Below are 19,222 nucleotides of genomic sequence, written 5' to 3' on the forward strand. Positions count from 1 at the left end.
CGGATAGGCGCCCCGAACACTTCCAGTCGATACATTATGCGATCATTATGGCCCAAAAAGTGAACATCACAGCAACAAGGCTTGCAGGGCTCGTGGAAGCACAATTCTGTCTGACCCGTAAGGCACCCACGCTTCGGTCTGTAAACGATTACGCCGAAGCTGCGGCACCCTTAGAAGCCTTCCTTGGTCAGTTGAGCGGCCTTGGCTTCCAGCGCCGCGTCAATATCTGCGCCGGATGCTTCGCCGCCATCGGCGATCGACTTGTTGAGCAGGCTGGTCAGAGCCCTCAACTTCTGCTCGCGCTCCTCGACCAGCCGCAATCCTTCACGCACGACTTCGCTGGCCGAACCGTAACGGCCGTCCTTCACGATGTTGGATACAAAGGCTTCCCAACGGTCACCAATGGAAACGTTCATGTCACACCTCCGTTTGCCCACAAGCATCGCACAATAACATGAATTGCGCAATTATTGACACTACGCCACCACCCCAAATGCGAACGCTCAATTCATTCAAAAGGCCTTGAGACTTGGCGAGTGCCGCATCAGCGCAATCAGCGTCGACCCCGTCTCGCGCTCAAATCCCGCAGAGAGCCGCCGGGCCGAATTGCCCGCCCATTCCAGAGTTTGGGCGATAATGACAACTGCATTTCAGCCGCAGAAGCCCGTTGACGCGCGTTTGCCTATATGGATTTGCTCGCCCGGGCACCGATTTGAGCCTGGCGGGCCGTTATTCAGTACATAAAACACGCTTGCAACTGAGCAATTCCTCACGCATTTCTTATCTGTACAAACCAGCTTGAGATGAGGCCGGTGAAAGCGCGATGGCAAAGCGACTAACAGTTGGCGTCCAACAGCCTCAAAGACGGCTGATCGGCTACACCCGCGTCTCGACAGACGGCCAGATCCACGATGCCCAGATCGATGAGCTGCGAGCTGCCGGCTGCGACCGCATCTATCAGGAGCACGGTTCTGGGGCATCGCGCGCGCGCCCATTTTTGATCAAATTGCTTGGCGAGCTCACCGCGGGAGATATCCTCGTCGTCGTTCGCCTCGATCGGCTGGCCAGCCGTGAGCCATCTATTGGCAGTGATCGAGGATCTTGAAGAGCGCGGTGTGCATTTCCGCTCGATCCGCGATCCGATCGATACATCGACGCCTCAGGGCATGTTCTCCCTCCAAGTTCTCGGCGCGGTCGCCCAACTCGAGCGGGCGCTGATTGCCGAACGCACCAAAGCCGGCATCAAGGCGGCGAAGGCGCGTGGCGAGCTCCCGGGAAACCCGGGCTTGCGAGAACGGCCACCGGAGGCCATCAAATCGGTCTCAAACGCACGCGCAAAGCGTTATCTCGACGAGCTCATTGCATCCGCGCAAACTTGGCTGCCGATGGTGCGGCAACTGCGGCCTCACCACAGTTGGGACAACGTCGTGCGGGTGCTTAATCGCCGCGGTCACGACTGGACCGTCGAGCGCGCTTGGTGCGCGACAAGCTCGCGGAAAAAGACCTCCTGGCCCGGTCCCCTCGCCGTGCGCCCGAAGACCATCTGATGAACCTGGTAGCGGCGATCGCCATTGCCGATCCCAATCTGTCGCTCCGCGACATTGCCGCAAATTTGGATCAGATGGGAGAACGGCCTGTGCGCGGCGGCAAGAAATGGCAGCCTTCCTCCGTCCGCGACCCGCTGGACGAAGCCCACCGATATGGCCTCATCCGCCATTGAAGGCGCGGCTCATCAGGCGACCGATCGCGTGCTTCCTCTGCCGACAGGGTCTTCCAAGCTATTGACGATCTGCGCCGCCGGCCGACATTGCCGCCGTCTCGCAGTTTCAGCCAAGCGCCTGCATCCTCATCCGCCGCGGTGGGTTCTTTTGGCACCGGCTCCCCCCTCCCCTCCATGCCGATCCGGCCACGGTGTTTAAGAAGGTTGGCACTTTGGTGCCAGAATTTTTGATTGGCCGCCGTATCACCTTCGGCGCCGGAAACGCCGCTTGGACCATAGAAACAATGACCAACCCCCAGCGGTCGAAATACTCGAAAGCTTCACCGGCTTTTCAGACGACGATGGGCATTTGGACGATGCTGCCCTGATTGCCGAGCATGTGCTGGACAATCGTTGTCCCGGCTCGTGGGTGGTCACCGGCGGCGGCGCCGGGCTCAAGGTGAGCAGAACCGTGGCGAAACTGAATGAGGCGTTCCAGGTTGTCGGCATCGGCGTAGCGGCGATTCGCGCAAAGCCAACAGCGAGGTGCTGACCCTAACACCGGGTTAGCGCTGACGGTCACTCTATGCGCTGGGCGCAAATCAGCGTTGCCGGGGGTCGAAAAAGTTGCCGGCCGACAATTTTCCAGTTTTATTATTTTTTTTCAATTACTTAGATAACGTCGGCACGACGACAGCGGGGCCATTTTGCTCATCAGGCGCTAAAGCGAGCTTCCACGATGGTTACCGTCTGGGGGCCCTTTTCTTTTGAGCGTTCAGTCTTCCTTCCCGTCATTCGCCGCCAGGAATTCGGAATAGAGCCGATCCAGGTTTTCAGCGAGATACTGCCCGAAGCGACCGGCGTTCTTCGATTTCATTGAAAGTTCAAAGGCCTTGCCGGAGTTCGAATACTGAGCCGAGACTGCCTTGTCGCTTGTCTGCCAGCTTTCCTTGGATTTCAGTGACATCTTTTTGACGGGTCGCCCCGACGTATCCAGTGCCTTGAATAGCGAGTTGAACCGCTCGTCGCTTGAAAGCGATTGGAAGCTCGGATCGCCGGCGATGTCGCTCACCTTTTCCGCATTGGCGGCCTTGCCTACCAGAAGCGAAAGCTCGAGCCAGCGGTCGCGCCCAGTCGAGGGCGCCGCACCGATTTGCTCGATGACTACCAACGGCACCCGTTCAGTCACGCTCATCATCTTCGAAACCGCCGTCTTGTCCGCAGCAAGAGCTGATGCGATCACTCCACGGTCGTAACCAAGCGCCTCCAAGCGTGAAGCAAAGCTGGCACGTTCGATGAACGAGAGGTTGGCGCGGGCTGAGTTTTCCTGGCCCTGAGCGATAACGTGTGTCCGGTCATCGATTGCTTTGACAACTGCCTTGACCTGACGGTACCGAGTTCGCGCGCTACACGCACACGGCGATGTCCAAAGACGATCTGATAGCGTCCCGATGCAGACGGGTGAGGGCGCACGAGGATCGGCGTGTCCTGGCCGCGTTCGGCAATTGCCGCCTTCAATTCTTCAAACTGCTCGCTATCGTCCGTCAAACGATCAAGCACAAAGGACCCATCCACCGTATCCGGATCGAGCTCGACGACGGCTTCACCTTCGAGGAACTTGTCGGCCTGCTTAGAGAGTTCGTCGAGAGAACGCACCATGCTCTTTGACGCACCACGCATGGGATAGGCTGGCGCGGTATCCGCCTGCGGGATCTCCGCTGCGTCTACCAGTCCCGCCAGCAGATTTTTTCTCGCCATGTGCCTGCTCCGTTCTACCTAACCGACTGAGTGTGAAGGTTGATGTGATCAGCGTGCAGCCTTACGTCCCCAGGACGCATGCACGAGTTCAGCGATTTCGGCATTGACCGCATTCAAGGATCCAATCGCTCGTTCATAGGTCGAGCGCGTCATCTGGGCCTTGTCGACCTCATAAAGTGTCTGCTTTGTAATTCCAGCGTCAGAGATCGCTGTCGACTTCAGCATCTGGTTCTTCAAAACGAACTGGTGAAACAGCGTCTGCATGAACCCTACCATCTGCGCCTGTGGCCCGTCCGTTGGCTCGTAGCGCGTGATGACGTAGCGGTACCATTCGAGATTGACGGCGGCACCAGCTTCGCGGATCGGCTTCAAGATGCCGCCCAGCATTAGCAAGAACTGTCCCATCGACATGACATCAAGCATCTGGGGGTGGATAGTGACAAGTACGCTTGTCGCCGCGGTCAGGGCGGTGATCGTCAGGTAGCCGAGTTGAGGTGGGCAGTCGATGACAACCACGTCGTAGCGATCTTCGACCTCGACAAGCGCGCGCGAAATGCGCGTGAAGAAGGTCTTGCCATCGTTCGAGCTCTTGTTCGTCATCGCGAGGGGCGTATCGTACTCGAATTCCTGCAGCTCAAGGTTGGCGGGTACGATGTCGAGGCCGGGGAAGGTGGTCGGCAGGATAATATCGGTGATCGATCGCCGTTGCTCGTCGTAGCGGATCGCTTCGTAAAGGGAAGGCGTCATGTCGAGCTCGGGCTGGAAGCCGTGAAGCGAAGACAGCGAGGCCTGCGGGTCGAGGTCGACGGCGAGCACTCTGTGACCTGTCAGTGCCATGTACTGCGCCAGGTGAGCGGCAGTGGTAGTCTTGCCCGATCCACCCTTGAAGTTGACGACCGCAATGATCTGGAGCTTCTCGCCAGCGCGCCGGCGTGGCACGTACTTGCGCGCTTCGGAGCGACCATGCTGGTCGAGGTACTGGCGCAGTTCCTCCATCTGCTCGGCGCTGTAGGAACGGCGGCCCGACGAAGACGTCTGGGGGAGGGGGCCTTTGCTCTCAAGGTGGAGCTTCTTCAACGTGCTTTGGGACACCCCGAGGAAATCAGCGACCTCCGAGAGCGAGAATTGGCGCAGCAGTTTCTTGGCATTCGGCGGGAACTGCTGCATGCTCAACAGGTGCAGCTTCTTTGAAATCAAATCGCCCTGTTCGAGGATCAAATCCTCAAAGTGCATCGGCTGTGCGGGAGCCATGGACAGCGAATTAGCGTTCATTGCAAGGAAGCTCTCAAATAACGGTTTTTCAGGCAGGAACTCATCCTAACCGTTATTATGTGCGGTTCCTTTCGTCTGACAAGGAATATAGAGTTAACAAAGGGTTAACTCAGAGCGGATCGACAGCAGCACATGAAGTCAATAGAGCGCATTTTCCCACTGTTTTTCAATAGCTTACCTGCATACTCTCCGCATTAGGGCCGCCGCAAGTTTTGCACCGGAGAGTCTCTTATGCCCTTCCGGCTTTCGGGGCTCGACGTGTGCACAGGCACTATTTCGTCTCCGACTCACACCGCCCGACCGAATCGCCGCCCTTAGACGCCGCTATGTTCGATTCTGCGCTGACCGTTAACTGTCCAGCACTACCACTGAGAAGGGACGTCAATCTTGTTCGTAAAATCATTGCACAATGCCACCCATGGCATACGAAAATTCGCAGAAACTTGTTCCGTTCTTTTGCCGCCGTTCGTTGAGTGAAAAGTGATCTATGCCACCTTTAGGCGCAACAACCGCTCTTGATGGAGGCAAGGATGCTCACGGATTTCGTGGCCGGAACCGATCAGACTGTCCGAAGGAACACTGCCGCGCTTATTCAGTCGTCCGATGAGTGTTTCCGGGCGGCACAGGCGGCCGGCCTGATCGGGGTCTCCGCATACCCAAATCGGGGGCGGGGCGTTGAACTCCAATCAGCAAACGATGCAGGCCGTAACATCGTGGATTTTGTTCGATGCTCGTATCTCGGGCTGGACAACCACCCGCGGATAGTCGCCGGAGCAATCGAAGCGCTCGAACAATATGGAAACCTGCACTGGTCATGCGCGAGAACACGCCTCAATTTCAAGATCGCATTCGATCTTGAAGACGCTCTGTCAAAGCTATTTTCCGCTCGGGTTATCGTTTATACGACTGTCCTCGCTGCAAACATGGGCGCCTTGCCGCTTCTTGCCTCCGGCCATCTGACCAACGGAGAGAAACCCGTTGTCGTGTTCGACAAATTCGCGCACGCGACTCTGGCGTTTCATAAGGCGACGGTCGCTCTTGAGACAGAAGTCCTGACGATAGCGCACAACGACATCGAAGCACTCGAGCGCGTGTGTCGAACGGGCAAAAAGGTCGCCTATGTCTGCGATGGCGTCTATTCCATGGGCGGCGCAGCGCCAATCCGAAACCTCCAAGAGCTGCAGAGCCGATATGGCATGTTCCTCTACATCGATGACGCGCATGGCATTTCGATCTTTGGCGATAAAGGACAAGGCTTTGCCCGCTCCCAGCTTGAGGGCCCGCTTGGGGACAGCACAATTATCGCGGCTTCGCTCGGAAAGGGGTTCGGCGCATCCGGCGGTTTGCTGATGCTCGGAACGGAGCGGCAAGAGGAGCTTTTTCGCAGATACGCGATCGCTCACGCGTTCTCCGCCTCTCCCAACGTTGCCGCTCTTGGAGCAGCGATCGCCTCCGTAGCGATTCATGAGAGCCCCGAACTGGCGATCAGGCAACGGGACCTGGGTGAGAAACTCGCTTTGTTCGACCTCCTGACGCCAACCGAACATCGTGGCACCACGTTACCTATAAGGACTTTAACGATCGGCGACCACGTCGAAGCCATCGCGACTGCGCGCTCCCTGCTGGACATGGGATTTTACACCTCGGTGATCTTTTTCCCGACCGTAGCGCGAGGGAAGGCCGGGATCCGTGTGTGCCCAACCGCCGGCCATACCATAGATGAGGTCAACGGCCTCGCAAACGCTGTCGCCAAGATAATGCGCTGAGCAACCGAGGGCTCTCAGATGTCGTATCGAGGGGCAAGAGAGGCGTGCCTGGAAACGTCGCGCCTTTACATGCGTCCCACCACGAACGCCGATGGTGACGGCCTCTATCATGTCCACCGGGATGTCGCCGTGTCGCTGCTTCTGGCCAATGTGGATCAAATGAGCAGGAGTTGCTCGGATCATCTGCTTCAAGGCTATGTTCAACACTGGCGATCCTTCGGCTGCGGGTTTTATCTCGTCTTTGATAGAAAAGAGGCAGCGAGCCCTCCAATTGGCAGATGTGGTCTTCGGATCAACCCCGACGAAGAAGCCGAGCTCGGCTACTGTTTCTTAGCCGCAGCCACCGGCCGTGGTGTGGCGACAGAGGCGGCGGCGGCCGTCGTTGACCGCGCGTTCCAGACAATGTCGATCAATCAGATCGTCGCCTTCGTTCGGCCGGAAAACCATCATTCCATGCGCGTTCTCACAAAACTCGGGTTTCAAGACCTGGGCTTCGTAGAGCAGGGAAGAGCCCACAACCGGTTCATACTCAATCGATCCGTTCGGCATGGCTTGAACCAGCGATCGGCCCCCGTACCATGGTCGTGACCGGGCAGGAGGCCTGCGCGTGCTCTGGCCAAAAGCGGGCGCGTTTGTAGTTGAAGACACCCTTTTCATAGTAGCCGACGCCCGGGCTACGCACGAGCAGAGGTTCTCCGTAGTCAGCAAAATTGAGCTTGAAATGGTAGCCGGACTTCACAACGATAAAGTCCTTGCTGCTTAGCCCGACACCTTGGCTGGTAAAGACAGCCGGGTCATGGCTGAAGGCTGGATGAGTGGTCAGCAACACCGAAAGTCGTCCGTCGATTTCGAGCACAGCCGTATCGCCCATCGTGCACGCCTGTCCCCCTTGAAACGGGCCGGCAAGAACGCAGTGTCCGTCGCCAAGATGTCTGACGACGGCCTTCACAGGATACGGTAGAAAACCCGGGGTCACGCGCCCGCCGATCAGAATTTCGAGTGACGCTCCTTGTCCGGCGGTGTGCGCTGCGATCACTGCTTGGGGATCGGTCAGTGACATAGCACCCCGCAGGCCGGGATACCTTTCCAGAGCGGCCTGCAGGATGGCTGTACTGTCGCCGGGCGCCCCTGCAAGAATGCGGTCACCCATGTCGGCGAAGATGTAGCGCTCGCCGTGGCTAGCGGCACACTTCGTCAGCGCCTCGTCGATGGACAAAAGGTCATCGATAAACTCGTCTCTCCGGATCCAGAACGCCTCAGCAAGATTCCTTGCTATGGTTATCGGGTCGGCTTTGCCATTTGTGGTAACCACAACTGCTTGTCCGATATCGTGATCATCCGAGTAACGAAAAACGTTGAACAGCGATATGTCCCATATACCCGGATCAGAACTGACGTAATCGCGCGCCATCTCGTGCAGGTCATAAAGGGGGCCCGTCGCAGTCTCTCCAGCTCCAGGCAGGATCATTGGAACCTTTGCCATTGTCGTGACAGGTTTCAATCGACCATCCAGCATCGCCAGTATGCAGTCGGCAACCTTGTGGCCACATTCGACGACATCGGAATGAGGGTTCTCCTTGCAAGCGATGCAGATGTCGACCGCTTCGATCATATCCACAGTGACGTTGGCGTGGAGGTCGAGGCCGATGGCGATTGGTACGTCAGGACCGACGAGCGTTCTGAGTTCCGTAAGGAGCTCCCCTTCGGCATCGGGGCATCTGGTCGTCGCCATGGCCCCATGCAGTTCCAACGCGATGGCATCCGGCCGATGAGCCGCAACATCACCGAGCAATTGGTCACGCAGTTCCACATAGAACTCATGCTCGACAAGTCCGCTCGGAGGGGCGGAGGCCGACAAACTTCCGACGATTTCGACATCGGCTTCGGTTAGCCGGCAAATGATACCGCCGATCGTCGAACCACTCTTCCGAGCTTTCTCGAGGAAATCCTTGCCTGCCATGATCTCGAAGGCGTCCCGCCCGGTGACCCGAGGATTAAAACCGTTCGACTCGTGCCAGATTCGAGCGACAAGGACGGTTTTTCTTGGTGAGTTGAAGTCAGTGCTCATCTTGATCCTTACCTGATCCACGCATTCCAGCGTTCGAGCAGCCGCGGGGCGTTCGCGTTGATCCACTCGGCATCGGGCACGATGATGTGCTCTTCAATGTCGACAGGCGAGGGCATGCTGGCCCGCACTTCAGCCGACATCATTTCGATCGCAAGGTTGCTAGGCGGTGTGCATGAAAGCAGCTCACAGGCTCGCGCCTGGGCCTTCGGATTGTTGAGCCAATAGGCCATGAGCTTGAGAGCGTTTTCTCGATTGGGAGCATCCTTGAGCAGGGCGACGCGGTCTCCGACAAGAAAGGCGGCCTTGTAGGACCAGCCGATCGGGTGGCCCTCGGCTTTCAGCGCCGTTGCTCTCGTCAACCAGATTTGACCGAGACTGTAGTCCTTGTTTCTGAAACCCTGCACGCTTTGGTCGCCCGTCTTCCACCACACCGATACGGACGGGCGGATTTCATCAAGCTTCGCAAACGCCCGATCAACGTCGAGAGGAAAGAGCTTGTCGCGCGGCACCCCATCGGCAAGCAGTGCCGCTGCCATCACGCGCCAGGGGTCATCAAAGTTGGGAAAGGCTCTGCCGCCGGGGAACCGCTTCGTGTCCCACATGTCCGCCCACGTCTCGGGAACCGGCGCGGACGCGTTGCTGCGGTCATAGACGAGCAGCGTTGCGGTGGACTGGAGCCGGATTCCGCCCGGTCTGCAGGCGTCCGCAACCAGGTCTTCACGCCCGTCGAGGTTTCTGCAGAAGTCACTGATATCCGCAGCAGTCTCGAGGTGTTGCGGGGACATCGCCTGTATTTCGCCCTGCATGAAGAGATCCCAGGACACGTTGCCGGTCTTGACCATCGCAGTGGCCTTGGCCCGCATTTCCGCATTGGTTGCCGCGACGGTTTTCACGGCGATGCCCGTTTCCTTTGTGAAAGGGTCGAACCACGCTTCGCGCAAGGCCTTGTCGTAGGCCCCGCCGGTTGAGGCAATGATGACCTCTTCGTTGGCGCTTGCATGGCCGCTCGCGCCCAACACAAGTGCGAAAGCTGCAACGATGAAGGTGCACGGCCGCTGTATGAGATACTTGGCTGCTGTCATTGAATTTTCCTCCCGGGAATAAAAATGTTGGCGTTTGTTTCAGCGTTTCTTTGCGAAGGTCTGGACGGATGCCATCAGCAAAAGCGAAACACCGACGAGCAGCGTTGATGCGGCTGCGATGACGGGCGTGAGATTGAAATCGATGTCCTCGAACATCTTGCGGCTGATCGTCTTGCCGCCCGTGTCGGAGATGAAGAACGCCACCGTTGCCTCGTCGAAAGAAGCAAGGAACGCGAAGACGGAAGAAGCGGCGATCGCCGGGGCAATATTCGGCAGAACGACGGAAAAGAAGGCACGCGGTCTGCTGGCCCCGCAGCTAAGTGCAGCAAGTTCGAGGACCGGATCGAGACGTTGAAGGGCCGCACTCACGGTGATGACCACATAAGGTATCGAAAGCACGGTGTGAGCGATCAGAAAGCCGAGAAAGTTGCCCGTCAACTGAAGCGGTGCAAACACGAGATAGAGCGCAACGCCGAGAACGATATGCGGAACGATCATCGGCCCGATCGAAAGCGCCTGAATAATCGGCTTCCCCGCAATCTGACCCCGCACGAGGGCGATAGAGGCCAGGGTCCCGACGACCGTTGCGGCAACTGTCGTTGAAAGGGCAATTCTCAGGCTGAAGAGCGTGGCAGAGAGCCACTCTGGATCGGCGAAGAACTCCCCATACCAGCGTAAACTCAGACCACGCGGCGGGAACTCGATGAACTCGCCGGCGCTCAACGACATCGGGATGACCACGATCGTGGGCAGCATCAGGAAAAACAGGACGGCGGCAACAACGATCCGAGCGAGACCGCCCGTGACGGATCTCGACAGGCGTCCTGATTCTGCGAGGGTCATTTGAGTGAACTGCAATGGAGTTTGAGAAGTGGTTTGATCAGTTGACACCATTGAACCCCTTGTTCAGCGAGATGGTTTTTCGAAAGGCCACGACAAGGATGAGGGTGATCACCAGAAGCACGGTCGACAGTGCTGCTGCGAACGACCAATCCAAGACAACGGTGGTCTGTTGGCCAATCAGGGTTGCGATCATCATCGAACCTGGCCCACCAACCAAGGTGGGCGTGATGTAGAAGCCGATCGCGAGAATGAAGGTCATGACGCAGCCGGCGAAGACACCTGGCGTGCTCAATGGCAAGGTGACTCGCAGGAACGCTACGAGCGGTCCGGCACCAAGGTTGAGAGCTGCATGCGACAGGTCTTTCGGGATGGAGCGCAAGGTGGAAAACAACGGCAGGATCATGAACGGCATGAGCACATGCGCCATCGCCACGATCACGGCGGTCTCCGTATAGATGAGCTTCAGCGGCTCGCTGACGAGACCTGCGTCGAGCAGAGCGGAATTGATGATCCCGTTGCGCTGGAGCAGGACGATCCACGCATAGGAGCGGATCAGAACGGATGTCCACAAGGGGATCAGCACACATGCAGCAACGAGCGCCGCGGATCTGCCTTTCAGACGCGACATGGCGAATGCAACCGGGTAGCCACCGACGAGGCATAAAACCATGACACAAAACGCCACCATAAAAGTCCGCAGCAGGACCAGCAGATACAAAGGCTCGTTGAGGATGCGCCGATAGCTTTCTATTCCAAATTCGGGCGTGAAGAGGCTGATCTTGACCAGTTGCAGAAGCGGGTAGACGAACCCGATTGCCAAAAGCAGGGCCAGCGGCATCAGCAACAGGATTGTCGCGCTCCGCGACAGGATCTTTGCCGATCCGCCGCGAGCAATCGAACCTCCAGGTATTTCCAGAGAAACTTGCTCCATCTAGCGAGCCTCCGCCAGAGGAAACGCCACGAGACGAGAGAGGTCGGGTATGACATCGACTTTGTCGCCGGTCGAAAAGCGCATCGTTGCACTTGTCTCGGCCTGGACGTGCAGCTGGCGGGCATCTCCGGCGGCGATATCGATCACATACATGTGGTGAGTTCCAACGAATACGCTCGCGGCCACCGTTCCGCCGATTGCATCCGGCCGGCCCTCTTCCTTCGCCATCAATCGGGCGCGTTCGGGACGGAACGCCAGTTGGACGGATTGAGCTTGTCTGGCCCCCGCCGTCCGACCTTTGACACGGAAGAGACCTCCTGGCGCGGTTCGGACTATCGTCTCGTCAGCCTCGACCCCGACAACATGGCCTGCAACGAAGTTCATCTTGCCTATGAAGTCAGCTACAAAACTGTCGCGCGGCCTCTCATAGAGATCTTGCGGCGATCCGACCTGAACAAGGTTGCCGCCGGCCATAACCGCAACCCGATCCGACATTGTCAGGGCTTCTTCCTGATCATGGGTCACATAAACCACGGTTACGCCCAGGTTCTGCTGCAATGCCTTGATCTCGAACTGCATGCTTTCCCGAAGCTTCTTGTCCAATGCTCCCAGCGGCTCGTCCATGAGAAGCACGGGTGGGCGGAACACCAATGCGCGCGCCACGGCCACGCGCTGTTGCTGCCCACCTGACAGTTCATGCGGATATCTCCCGGCAAAATCCGAAAGCTGAACCAAGTGGAGAGCGGCTGCCACATCCGCCTTGATGTCACCACTCGGCTGGCGCCGCATCTTCAGGGGAAAAGCAATGTTTTCAGCCACGGTCAGATGCGGGAACAGCGCATACTTCTGAAACACCATGCCGATCCCGCGCCGGTTCGGCACAACTCGTGTGATGTCCCTGACTCCGACTGAGATCGTTCCTTCGTCCGGGTACTCGAACCCCGCGATCATGGTAAGGAGGGTGGTCTTTCCCGAGCCGGAGGGGCCGAGGATGGACAAGAACTCCCCTGCGGCTATGTCGAGCGACAGTCGCTCCACCGCCAAGGCGCCCGCATAGCTCTTTCGAAGACCCCGTAAGGTGACTCTCTCTCCGATCAAATAAACCTCCCATTGATCAATCAATTACCGCAGGCTGCAAAGCTGCGAATAAACATGCAAGTCATGATTGCGTTACCCGTGCAGCGAATAGTGGTAGCTCTGCGAGGTCACATAAAGTTCGCGTAAACGACATATTTCACTTTTGTTGCAACATAATTGCGAACAAGTCAACCGGGAGACGTAGATTGAGCGACGCAGCGGATGGAATCGAAACCACAGATGGAAAGAATCCGACGCGACTACGCGATGTCGCATACGACGATCTGAAGGAACGCTTGATCCGAGGGGCATTTGCGCCGGGCACCAAATTGACCGTGCGGGGCGTCGCCGACGAACTCGGAGTGAGTTCGACACCTGCTCGTGAGGCCATCAACCGGCTGACACAGGAAGGCGCGCTTGTGTTTGCAGGCCCGAAGACGGTGATCGTTCCAAGCCTGACGCGAGAAGCACTCGACGAGGTGACCGCGATGCGATTGGCCCTGGAAGGCCTTGCGGCGTTCAAGGGGGCACCCAACGCCACACAAGAGACGATCACCCAGTTGCAGACACTGCAACAGACGATCAACGAGCGCCTCGACAAACGAGACTACGTTGGCGTTCTCGCCTCAAACCGCGAATTCCATTTCGCGCTCTACCAGCTCAGCGAAATGCCCAACCTCGTCGCAACCATTGAGACACTTTGGCTGCGCACAGGGGCGGCTTTCCATGATCTGTACCCGGAGTTCGCAGAAAACAGGTTTGGCGTGCACAACCACCTGGCAGCAATCGAGAGCCTTGTAATTGGCGATGCCGAGGGCGTGCGGGCGGCAATCGAGAGCGACATTCGGGACGGATACCGTCGCCTCCGCCGGGTCGATGCGGACAGAATTCGGCGACAGTCGACGACCTAAGAAAAGTTTTTTGTTGCGTGACTTCCCAGAGCGTCATTTTTGTTGCAACATAATTGCGACGAAAACATGAACCACTGCTCGTTGCAAAGGGAAGTTTGATGATGGACAGCATAGTGGCCGCTCGGGCTCAATCCAGAGCCCGGTCCAACGCCGCATTCAGGGAGGCGCGCCGGTACTTTCCGGATGGCACCTCAAGAGCCACGGTTGAGCGCGATGGTGGCCCGATCTACGTGACGCGGGGGGAGGGGGCCCACCTCGTCGATCTCGACGGCAGCAGATTTCTCGACCTCAACAACAACTTCACTACCCTGATACACGGCCACGCGTTCCCGCCGGTCGTCGAAGCAGTGTCTCGAACGGTAAGGGACGGAACCTGCTTCGCAAACCCAACCGAACATGAAATTGCACTCGCCGCCTTGCTCGTCGAGCGCATTCCGGCGATCGAAAATATTCGCTTCGTAAACAGCGGCACGGAAGCCGTCATGTTCGCAATCAAAACGGCGCGTGCCGTCACGGGCAAGACAAATGTGATTCGCTTCGAGGGCGCCTATCACGGTGCCAGCGACTGGGCCGAAGTCGGGCAGTCAAACAGCCCGGCAAATTGGGGACCAGTCCAGCGACCGAGCAGCGTTCCAGGTTACCACGGCGCCCCGGCCAGCGTCGCAGACGACGTGACGGTCCTGCCATTCAACGACGTTGACGCCCTTGAACACGCGATCGGTTCCGTCGGCGGCCGAACCGCCTGCATTTTGATCGACGTCATGCCGAGCAGGGCCGGCTTGATCGAACCGGAGCCAGAGTTCATCCAGGCGATCATGGAACTGGCGCGCCGTCATTCCATTTTGATCGTGTCCGACGAAGTTCTTAACCTCAGGCAGGGATACCAAGGCGCATCCGAGCGGCACGGCCTTACCCCGGACCTCATCACCGCGGGCAAAATCATTGGCGGGGGGTTCCCCATCGGTGCGATCGGGGGCTCCAGCGAGGTGATGCGCGTTTTTAGCGCGGAGCATGGCCGGCCGGCGGTTCCGCAAGGCGGCACCTTCTCTGCAAATCCAGTCTCCATGGTCGCCGGCCTAGCAACTATGCAGGCCATGAATGAAGATGCATTCAGCCGTCTCGAGCATTTTGGCGATCAAGTCCGCCTCGGGCTTCGAACAGCCATCGCAAGAAGCGGCGCGCCATTCTGCGTGACCGGCACTGCGTCCTTGTTTCGGATCCACCCACGCTCAGAGCTTCCACGCACCTACCGCGAAGCCTTCATGTCGGCCGAGCAGGAGGAAACGATGCGCCGATTGACCCGCCATTGCATTTCCAACGGCATCTCCCTCCCGATAGGCGCTTCGGCATGCCTCTCTACCGCCATGACGGCGGCTGACATCGAACATGTCATCGAAGTCTTCGATGACTTTATTTCCCAGACCTACTAAACGACGAGAAGCACAATGACGATCAATACGAAAATGATCACCGTCGCGGAACGCATGGCGCTTGCGCTTCAGCGTCATGGCGTCGAGCACATATTTGCACAAAGCCTTCCATCCGCGCTCATCCTGGCAGCCGAAGCAATTGGCATACGCCAGATCGCCTACCGGCAGGAGAACATGGGCGGTGCAATGGCAGATGGCTACGCGCGCGTTTCCGGCAAGGTTGCGGTGGTCGCCGCTCAAAACGGGCCGGCAGCAACGCTCCTGGTTCCACCCCTCGCCGAAGCCTTGAAAGCCAGCGTCCCGCTCATTGCACTTGTCCAGGACGTCGAGCGCAGACAAACCGACAAGAACGCCTTCCAGGAACTGGACCATATCCAGTTGTTCCAACCTTGCGCAAAGTGGGTGCGCCGCGTCACTGAGGCGGACCGCATTGAAGACTACCTCGACCAGGCCTTCGTTGCATCCGCCTCCGGAAGACCAGGACCTGCAGTGCTTTTGCTGCCGGCGGACCTCCTTAGAGAACAAGGACCCGAGCGGCCGGCAACAAGGCGCAGCCACCTCGGACATTATCCGCTCGATCGCGGGCGCCCTTGCGATGACGTCATCGCGCTCGCAGCTAAGCTGATCGCCGAAGCGCAAGCACCGATTGCCATCGCGGGGGGAGGGGTCCACGCAAGCGATGCGTCGCAAGCACTTGCAACTCTCCAGGAAGCTGCTGGATTGCCGGTGCTTACGACGAACATGGGAAAAGGATCAGTCGACGAGCATCATCCACTCTCAGCCGGCGTTCTTGGCTCGCTCGTCGGACCGCGCTCGCTCGGCAGACACACTCTGCCGCTGGTCGAAGGCGCAGACCTGATCCTCTTGGTCGGCTCGCGTACCAATCAGAACGGGACCGACAGTTGGCGCCAGTTTCCTCCCAACGCGAAGATCATCCATATCGACGTCGATCCGCTGGAGATCGGACGCAATTACGAAGCACTCCGCTTGGTTGGCGACGTCAGGGCGACGCTTATGGCACTCACCAACGCATTGAAGGACCGAGACCTATCCAGGCGCAGGGCGGCGCGGACCAGGATAGAAAAGCAGATCGCCCAATGCTGGGCCCGGTTTGAGGTCGATCGGCAAGATGTTGCGTCCTCGAACAAGATGCCTATCCGTCCGGAGCGCGTGCTTCGTGAGCTCCAGGCACGGTTGGATGAGAACGTGATCGTAGCTGCGGACGCCAGCTACTCCTCCATGTGGGTGGTCGGCCAGTTGCGCTGCGCAAGCGCTGGCGCTCGTTTCATAACACCGCGGGGCTTGGCGGGACTGGGATGGGGCGTGCCGTTGGCGATCGGTTCCAAGTGCGCCCAACCGGCCAAGAAGGTCGTCGCAATCGTCGGAGACGGCGGCTTTGCCCACAGCTGGGCCGAACTCGAAACGATCGTCAGAAGTGACCTCCCCATAGTCATCGTCGTGCTGAACAACGGCATTCTTGGCTTCCAGAAGGATGCCGAGATCGCAAAGTTCGGCAGACATACGACGGCGATCGACTTCAGCAACGTTGACCACAGCTTGATCGCGCGCGCTTGCGGTTGCGCATCCGAGCGGGTCGAAAAGCCAGAGGATCTTGCCGGCGCGCTTGGGCGTGCCTTGAGCACCGAGACCGCGACCTTGATTGAGGTGATAGCGGATCCCGGTGCGCATCCGGCTCTTTCACTCTTTGCGCAGATGGACGAATGCGCATGATTGCCGAACACGAAAAGGTGGCCGTCGTGACGGGCGGCACATCCGGCATCGGGCTCGCGACGGCACAGCGCCTGCTGAAGGATGGCTATCGTGTCGCTGTTTTCGGACAGCGACACGATCAGGCAGTGCTCGCCAAGCAGGCGCTTACAGCGCTCGCCAGCGACGAGTGGGTGATCAGCGGGGAGGCCGATCTGACGAACCCGCCGTCGATCAGAGCTTTTTTTGCTGAAGTGGAAAAGAGCTGGAGATCCCCGGATATTCTCGTTTGCTGCGCCGGGATTTCGCCGAAAGGCGAAAATGGCCCAACAGCGCTTCCGGATCTCACCCTCGATGAATGGAACCGCGTGTTCGCGGTGAACTTAACGGGCGCTATGCTCTGCTGCCAGGCGGTCGCAGAAAAGATGATCATTCAGGGCTTCGGCCGGATAGTGCTGGTCGGATCGATCGCGGCACGAACTCGCCCGAGGATCGCAGGATTGGGCTACGTCAGTTCCAAGGCCGGGTTGTCGGGATTGATGAAGGGCCTTGTCGGTTGCCTCAGTCCGAAGGGAGTAACGGTCAACCTCGTGGCACCAGGAAGGATCATCACCAACATGACGGGCCCCGCAGAGCTGCCGGTCAATGTGGAGGCGCGTCAGCGCATTCCACTCGGACGGCTCGGAACTCCGGACGACGTTGCTAGCGTAATCGCGTTCTTGGTCTCATCGGAGGCAGGCTTCGTCAACGGCGCTACGATTGACGTCAACGGCGGAGAATTCGTTCCCAATTAGGAGCTGTCAGGGTGGTACATGGCGCGCGTGCTTGTGATTACGGATGATCCGGATTTCTTCAGCCTGCTCGGGTATGTCCTCCAGGCTGAGGGCTTTCTGGTTTCTCGAGCAATTGGGCCGGGCGACATAGGGATCGATGAACACGTCGATCCCGCGGTCATCATCCTCGATACCAGCGAAAACACGCTAGAAATATGCCGATCGATAGTGTCGAGCAACAAACAGCCGGCTGCCACCATCGCTCTCATTCGATCCACCTCTTGCGAACTTGTCGCCCGATTGCTGCCAGCGGGAGTGACGATATGCGTGATCAGACCGTTCGGTCTCCCGCGCCTCCTCGATATTCTGCGACGGGCCGCCGGTTCCCTCGGCGAGCGACAACACCCACCATCTCGCCTCCGGCTTGATCGTCTCGAGCGAACGGTCACTTGGAAAGATCGGACGATCCGGCTCTCGCCAATTGAATTCGGTCTGTTTGCGGACCTGCATCGGCACTACGGTCGGGTAAGGCTGCGCACAGACCTGCTTGCCGCCGGCTGGTCTCAGCCCGGACTAACGGTCCGCTGCGTCGACGTCCATGTTTGCCGGCTGCGGCGGGCGTTGGCGCCGTTCGGCGAGACCTTCATCGAAACGATCAGAAGCTCCGGGTACAAGTTGGTTGCGCCGCCAGACAATTAGACCATTACACGGTACGCGCGCGCAGCTGATGAAAGACTGCGGCCCAAAGGCGGCAATCCTCTTCGCGACCATCGAATTTGGCCTCCAAAGCGCTCCAGGCAGCGACCAGACGTGCATCGTCGCCAAAAACCTTGGTGACGGCGTTTCTGAGATGCCTTTCATTCTCGTTCGCTCGCAAAGCGGCTTGCGAAGTAATCATAGAAGCGGTCGTTTGCGTCGACATAACAGGCTCCACTGAGCCGGCGTGGATTGACTTGCGTTGCGCCGGCCTATTGGACCTAATCACAGGTAGTGCGAAATTCGCACTGAGCCCTTGGCGTATGCAAGACAGTCGAAATACAAATTACTGCCTTATGTTACCTCATTTTTCATTTAAGTGTTAAAGCATATTGAATTTTATTCTGATAGAAGACTTGCATAATCGCCTATTCGTTACCGTATTGCAATCGAAAAGCGAGAATAATCCTTCCTATCGCAATCTTTTTGTGACATCAAAATGACGATGCCGAAAGGATGACTGGATGGTGCCTCGAATACTCATCAATTCAACCGATGCGGAACTTTACCTTTGGCTGGAATACATCCTTGCCACAGAGGGGTTTCAGGTGGAACTGAGTGACGGGATCGATCGCCAGATCGATAGCGAGGTCCTGGCTGTCGTAATTGACTGCCGCCTCACGGGCGACCCATCTGAACAGTGCTGCGCCTCTATGGACCAACTTGCAGCTCTGTCCGTTCCTCTTATCGCCCTTGTCGAGGGCGATGATCGCAAACTCCATCTCGATCTGATCAAGGCGGGCGCCGAACGGTTCCATCGACCAATCTCGCCGCGGCGGCTGGTAGACTACTTGCTGCGCCTTTCGCCGACACAGACAATGAACCCGGAGCAAAGGTCTCCAGGGCCGAAATCGCTTCGATTCGCTGAAATCCAGATCGATCTCGCGTCGCATCGTGTCATCTGCGCTGACGAGGAGATCTATCTTCCGCCTCTCGAGTTCAAACTTCTGGTTCTTCTGTTGAGCAAGCAGGGACAGGTCTGTTCACGTGACGAACTGATCGAGGCAGCATGGCCAGCGACTGTGTTCGTCGAACCACGAACCGTAGACGTCCACGTCGGGCGATTGCGGCGCACATTGCGCAGGTCTTTACGACGCGACCCAATCAGGACAGTGCGATCGATAGGATACGCGCTCAATCAGAACTGAT

Annotated in this window: 18 protein-coding genes and 2 pseudogenes; 10 read left to right on the top strand and 10 right to left on the bottom strand. The window is 58.1% G+C overall.

Annotated features, from left to right (window positions below; genetic code table 11):
• Positions 1-170 precede the first annotated feature (170 nt).
• Positions 171-416, bottom strand: a complete 246-nt coding sequence (locus OVA00_RS39660; protein ID WP_192445606.1) for a type II toxin-antitoxin system ParD family antitoxin — start codon at positions 414-416, stop codon at positions 171-173.
• 407 nt (positions 417-823) lie between these two features.
• On the opposite strand from OVA00_RS39660, the pseudogene OVA00_RS39665 reads away from it, so the two are divergent.
• A pseudogene (locus tag OVA00_RS39665) lies at positions 824-1,720 on the top strand (recombinase family protein).
• Between the two features lie 268 nt (positions 1,721-1,988).
• Complete coding sequence (locus OVA00_RS39670) at positions 1,989-2,252, top strand: hypothetical protein (RefSeq protein ID WP_268091115.1); 264 nt, start codon at positions 1,989-1,991, stop codon at positions 2,250-2,252.
• A 222-nt stretch (positions 2,253-2,474) separates the two neighbouring features.
• Here OVA00_RS39670 and repB read toward each other — a convergent pair.
• Positions 2,475-3,457, bottom strand: a pseudogene (gene repB, locus OVA00_RS39675) (plasmid partitioning protein RepB).
• Between the two features lie 48 nt (positions 3,458-3,505).
• Positions 3,506-4,729: a plasmid partitioning protein RepA gene (repA, locus tag OVA00_RS39680; RefSeq protein WP_082566386.1), complete on the bottom strand. Its 1,224-nt coding sequence runs from the start codon at positions 4,727-4,729 to the stop codon at positions 3,506-3,508.
• A 530-nt stretch (positions 4,730-5,259) separates the two neighbouring features.
• Between repA and OVA00_RS39685 the strand changes: the two genes are divergently transcribed.
• A complete protein-coding gene (locus tag OVA00_RS39685) occupies positions 5,260-6,495 on the top strand; it encodes an 8-amino-7-oxononanoate synthase family protein (RefSeq protein WP_234824569.1) in 1,236 nt (411 codons plus the stop codon).
• A 69-nt stretch (positions 6,496-6,564) separates the two neighbouring features.
• Positions 6,565-7,083 (top strand): GNAT family N-acetyltransferase, encoded by a 519-nt coding sequence (locus OVA00_RS39690; RefSeq protein WP_268091116.1) that lies wholly within the window; start codon positions 6,565-6,567, stop codon positions 7,081-7,083.
• Here OVA00_RS39690 and OVA00_RS39695 read toward each other — a convergent pair.
• Genes OVA00_RS39695 through OVA00_RS39715 form a run of 5 tightly spaced genes read right to left on the bottom strand, consistent with a single transcriptional unit; the run spans position 7,025 to position 12,517 of the window.
• The gene (locus tag OVA00_RS39695; protein WP_268091117.1) at positions 7,025-8,584 is read right to left on the bottom strand and encodes a M81 family metallopeptidase; all 1,560 of its coding nucleotides are present in this window, start codon (positions 8,582-8,584) and stop codon (positions 7,025-7,027) included. The genes OVA00_RS39690 and OVA00_RS39695 overlap by 59 nt on opposite strands.
• Positions 8,572-9,645: an ABC transporter substrate-binding protein gene (locus tag OVA00_RS39700; RefSeq protein ID WP_442780600.1), complete on the bottom strand. Its 1,074-nt coding sequence runs from the start codon at positions 9,643-9,645 to the stop codon at positions 8,572-8,574. Before OVA00_RS39700 ends, OVA00_RS39695 begins: the two co-directional genes overlap by 13 nt.
• A 39-nt stretch (positions 9,646-9,684) precedes the next feature.
• On the bottom strand, positions 9,685-10,488 hold the full coding sequence (locus tag OVA00_RS39705) for an ABC transporter permease (RefSeq protein ID WP_268091119.1): 804 nt from the start codon (positions 10,486-10,488) through the stop codon (positions 9,685-9,687).
• A gap of 37 nt (positions 10,489-10,525) precedes the next feature.
• Positions 10,526-11,419 carry an ABC transporter permease gene (locus tag OVA00_RS39710; protein WP_049810937.1) on the bottom strand — a complete coding sequence of 298 codons (894 nt, stop codon included), beginning with the start codon at positions 11,417-11,419 and terminating at the stop codon, positions 10,526-10,528.
• On the bottom strand, positions 11,420-12,517 hold the full coding sequence (locus OVA00_RS39715; RefSeq protein WP_252161176.1) for an ABC transporter ATP-binding protein: 1,098 nt from the start codon (positions 12,515-12,517) through the stop codon (positions 11,420-11,422).
• Between the two features lie 185 nt (positions 12,518-12,702).
• Between OVA00_RS39715 and OVA00_RS39720 the strand changes: the two genes are divergently transcribed.
• The 5 genes from OVA00_RS39720 to OVA00_RS39740 all read left to right on the top strand — a co-directional run bounded on the left by OVA00_RS39720 (position 12,703) and on the right by OVA00_RS39740 (position 18,016).
• Positions 12,703-13,407: a GntR family transcriptional regulator gene (locus tag OVA00_RS39720; RefSeq protein ID WP_268091120.1), complete on the top strand. Its 705-nt coding sequence runs from the start codon at positions 12,703-12,705 to the stop codon at positions 13,405-13,407.
• A gap of 98 nt (positions 13,408-13,505) precedes the next feature.
• Complete coding sequence (locus OVA00_RS39725; protein WP_268091121.1) at positions 13,506-14,837, top strand: aspartate aminotransferase family protein; 1,332 nt, start codon at positions 13,506-13,508, stop codon at positions 14,835-14,837.
• A 15-nt stretch (positions 14,838-14,852) separates the two neighbouring features.
• Positions 14,853-16,568: an acetolactate synthase catalytic subunit gene (locus tag OVA00_RS39730; RefSeq protein ID WP_268091122.1), complete on the top strand. Its 1,716-nt coding sequence runs from the start codon at positions 14,853-14,855 to the stop codon at positions 16,566-16,568.
• Positions 16,565-17,338, top strand: a complete 774-nt coding sequence (locus OVA00_RS39735) for an SDR family NAD(P)-dependent oxidoreductase (RefSeq protein WP_113189251.1) — start codon at positions 16,565-16,567, stop codon at positions 17,336-17,338. Before OVA00_RS39730 ends, OVA00_RS39735 begins: the two co-directional genes overlap by 4 nt.
• A gap of 18 nt (positions 17,339-17,356) precedes the next feature.
• Positions 17,357-18,016, top strand: a complete 660-nt coding sequence (locus tag OVA00_RS39740; protein WP_268091123.1) for a response regulator transcription factor — start codon at positions 17,357-17,359, stop codon at positions 18,014-18,016.
• A gap of 4 nt (positions 18,017-18,020) precedes the next feature.
• Here the strand turns inward: OVA00_RS39740 and OVA00_RS39745 are convergent, their stop codons facing one another.
• Both OVA00_RS39745 and OVA00_RS39750 read right to left on the bottom strand, forming a co-directional pair.
• The gene (locus tag OVA00_RS39745) at positions 18,021-18,239 is read right to left on the bottom strand and encodes a hypothetical protein (protein ID WP_268091124.1); all 219 of its coding nucleotides are present in this window, start codon (positions 18,237-18,239) and stop codon (positions 18,021-18,023) included.
• A gap of 322 nt (positions 18,240-18,561) precedes the next feature.
• A complete protein-coding gene (locus tag OVA00_RS39750; protein WP_060644946.1) occupies positions 18,562-18,831 on the bottom strand; it encodes a hypothetical protein in 270 nt (89 codons plus the stop codon).
• A gap of 60 nt (positions 18,832-18,891) precedes the next feature.
• Between OVA00_RS39750 and OVA00_RS40270 the strand changes: the two genes are divergently transcribed.
• On the top strand, positions 18,892-19,221 hold the full coding sequence (locus tag OVA00_RS40270; protein ID WP_371814277.1) for a winged helix-turn-helix domain-containing protein: 330 nt from the start codon (positions 18,892-18,894) through the stop codon (positions 19,219-19,221).
• The last annotated feature ends 1 nt before the right edge of the window (position 19,222 follow it).

The organism is Ensifer sp. SL37 (assembly GCF_026672675.1).
Lineage (GTDB): Bacteria > Pseudomonadota > Alphaproteobacteria > Rhizobiales > Rhizobiaceae > Ensifer > Ensifer adhaerens.